The sequence below is a fragment of the Mangrovihabitans endophyticus genome, assembly GCF_014646155.1.
In the GTDB taxonomy this organism is placed as follows: domain Bacteria; phylum Actinomycetota; class Actinomycetes; order Mycobacteriales; family Micromonosporaceae; genus Actinoplanes; species Actinoplanes endophyticus.
Map to the genome: position 1 here is coordinate 1 of NZ_BMMX01000101.1, position 2,631 is coordinate 2,631.

3 protein-coding genes are annotated in these 2,631 nt (G+C 73.0%); all 3 read right to left on the reverse strand.

Annotated features, from left to right (window positions below; all coding sequences use genetic code 11):
- Positions 1 to 137, reverse strand: a 137-nt coding sequence (gene cas2, locus IEY73_RS34475) for a CRISPR-associated endonuclease Cas2 (RefSeq protein ID WP_189083185.1), incomplete at its 3' end; no start/stop codon positions are given.
- A 5-nt stretch (positions 138 to 142) separates the two neighbouring features.
- Positions 143 to 2,005, reverse strand: coding sequence for a CRISPR-associated endonuclease Cas1 (cas1, locus tag IEY73_RS32495; protein ID WP_189083186.1), 1,863 nt, complete (start codon positions 2,003 to 2,005; stop codon positions 143 to 145).
- On the reverse strand, positions 2,002 to 2,631 hold a 630-nt coding region (gene cas6, locus IEY73_RS32500; protein WP_189083187.1), incomplete at its 5' end, for a CRISPR system precrRNA processing endoribonuclease RAMP protein Cas6. The genes cas1 and cas6, both read right to left, overlap by 4 nt.

The following is a 2,631-nucleotide window of genomic DNA, read 5'->3' on the forward strand; positions in this document are numbered from 1 at the left end:
TCGGTCAGGTCGTCGTGGTCGAGGTGGCAGAGGTAGACGCTGCGTTGGATGCGGTTGCCCCACATTTGGATGAGGGCGGCGGCGTGCGCGCGGGTGGTGTCGGTGGTGATGTCGTAGGTGATGAGCACGGTCGGCATGCCGGTCACCGCCAGCTCAGTGGGGTCCAGTCGGCGCCGTGGTCAAGGTGCGCGGCGAGGCGTTGGGCTTGGCGGTGCAGGTGGCGGCGCAGGCTGCCGGCGAAACCGGGTAGGGCGCCGCGGGTGACGTGCAGCATGCGGTGTTCGTAGGCGTCGATGAGTGCTTCGCGGCCTTTCTCCGTGAGCAGGACGCCGGGTCGGTCGGGGTCGGTGCGGCCGTGGCCGGTGGTGAGGGTGCGTTTGCGGGCGGCGGTGGCGACGACCTGGTCGACGATCAGGGGCCGGAATTCTTCGATCAGGTCGAGGGCGAGGCTGGGGCGGTTGTCGTCGTCGGTGTGTAGCAGGCCGATGGCGGGGTCGAGGCCGGCGGCGGCGAGCGCGGCGACGGCTTCGCCGACGAGCAGGGTGTAGCCGTAGGAGAGGGCGGCGTTGATCACGTCCAGGGGCGGGCGGCGGTTGCGGCCGGTGAAGGCCAGTTCGGCGGGCAGCAGGTGGCCGAGGGCGGTGAAGTAGGCGCGGGCGGCGGCGCCTTCGAGGCCGAGGATCTCGTCGCGGCTGCCGGCGGCGTCGAGCATCGTCTGCATGCGGCGCATGGTGGCGATGCTGTCGGCGGTCTGTTCGTGGGGTTCGCGGCGGGTGAGGCGTTGGATGAGGACGACCTGCTTGCGGATCTTCCCGGCGACAAGGGTGCGGGCGATGGGCAGTGCGCGGTCGGGGGTGTCGGCGGCGGCGAGTTGGCGGCGCAGCCGGGTGACGCGGCGGGTGGAGCGGGTGTGGAGTTGGCCGAGGTAGTGGCCGCGGCGGGAGCCGGGGATGACCTCGACGTCGTTGGTCAGTGCCCAGGTGCGGGCGCCGGCGGACAGTCCGACCGGGCCGAACAGGGCCAGGCTTTCGACGTGGCCGGTGGGCACGTTGAGCAGTTCGGTGTCGTCGGGGGTCTCGACGAGCAGGCGGCCGGCTTCGATGCGGACGGCGGCGCCGGGCCGGGCGACGTAGACGGTGCGGGTCGCGGGTTGCAGGACGCGATGGGTGTCGATGACCGGCGGGTACCGGGTGCCGAAGTCCTCGCCGAGGAAGCAGAACCCGTCGGTGAAGGACATGATCTGGGTGTCGTCACCCAGGCGCATGCCCAGCTCGGTGGCGGCGGTGTCGATGATGGCCCGTCCTTGGTCGGCGTCGTCGCGGGTGGCCGCGAGCAGGCAGATGTCGTCGCCGTAGCGCACGGCGGGGAATCCGGCCGTGCTGGCGGCCTCGTCGAGGTGGGTGAGGGCGAGGTTGGCGAGCGCCGGTGACAGGGGTGCGCCCTGGGGCAGGCCGCGGGCCGTGGCGGGCCGGCCGGCGACGGTGCGGGCCAGGAGCCGGTCGACGACGGTGAGTAGGTCGGCGTCGTCGATCAGTTCGGCCAGCAGGCGGCGTACGCGGCGGGTGTCGATGGTGGGAAAGCAGTCGTCGATGTCGGCGCGCACCGCCCAGCCGAGGCCGTCGTCGCGCAGCCGGGCGACGTGCTGCACAGCGTCGGTGACGCCCAGGCCGGGCCGGTAGGCGTAGCAGGCAGGGTGCAGGTGCGGATCGATGACCGGGGTGAGGACGGCGGCCAGGGCCTTCTCCACGACCCGGTCGGCCACCGGCGGGATGGCCAGAGTTCGGACACCGCCGTCGTCCTTGGGGATCTCCACCGGTGTCAGCGGACCGGGAGCCCAGGTGCGGGCGGCGAGCTGTTCGGCCAGCTCGGTGAGACGGTCGTCAGCGTCGGCGGCGAAGCGGGTGACGCCGACCGAAACCGTGCCGTCGGCGCGGGCGTCGGCGCGCAGCTCTTCCCACGCGTCGGCCAGGGCCTGCCGGGTGGTGGCCGTCGCGTAGAGGCTCATCTGCGGGCCGGTGCGGTGTCGTCGGCGGGGCGGCGCGGCGCGGGCCAGGTGGGCTCGGTGCGGGTGACGCCGAGCCCTCGGGTGGTGTAGGCGCCGACCCCGGCGAACGGCGCCCACGCGACCAGCCGGCTGATCAGCTCTGCGGTGCTGGCCGGGGTGTCGGGGATGGTGGTGAACCGGAGCCGGCCGGTGAACCCGGACACGGTCACCTGATTGACGTGCAGCAGGTGGCTGGTGACGTCGATGTCGGTGAGCTGAACCGCGGACGTGTCCGGTTGCGGCAACCGGCACCTGTCGGGGGCGTGGGTGTTCCAGGTGCGATGCAGCGAGGTCAAGATGCTGTGCAGCGACGGGGTCGGGGTGAACGTGTTGCCGCGGCGGAAGGTGGTCGGCGTGACGAACCGCAGCACCCATGCCCGCCGGCCGCCCGCCGGCGGAGCGGCCCAGTCAAGGCGGTCGACGCGGCGCGGCGGGCGGGTGAGCGTGGTGCGGGTGCGGCCCAGGCGTATCTGGTGTCCCGTCGTGGCCACCCGAATCAGGTGGGCGGCGCGGGTGTCGTCCAGCGTGGCGACCTGCACGGCGGCACCGGCCGGATCGGCGCTGGCCGGCGTCAGGGTGTACGGCTT

Bases quoted from the DNA above. Each gene is read 5' to 3' on its own strand.
- cas1 (WP_189083186.1), bottom strand. From the start codon at position 2,005: ATGAGCCTCTACGCGACGGCCACCACCCGGCAGGCCCTGGCCGACGCG.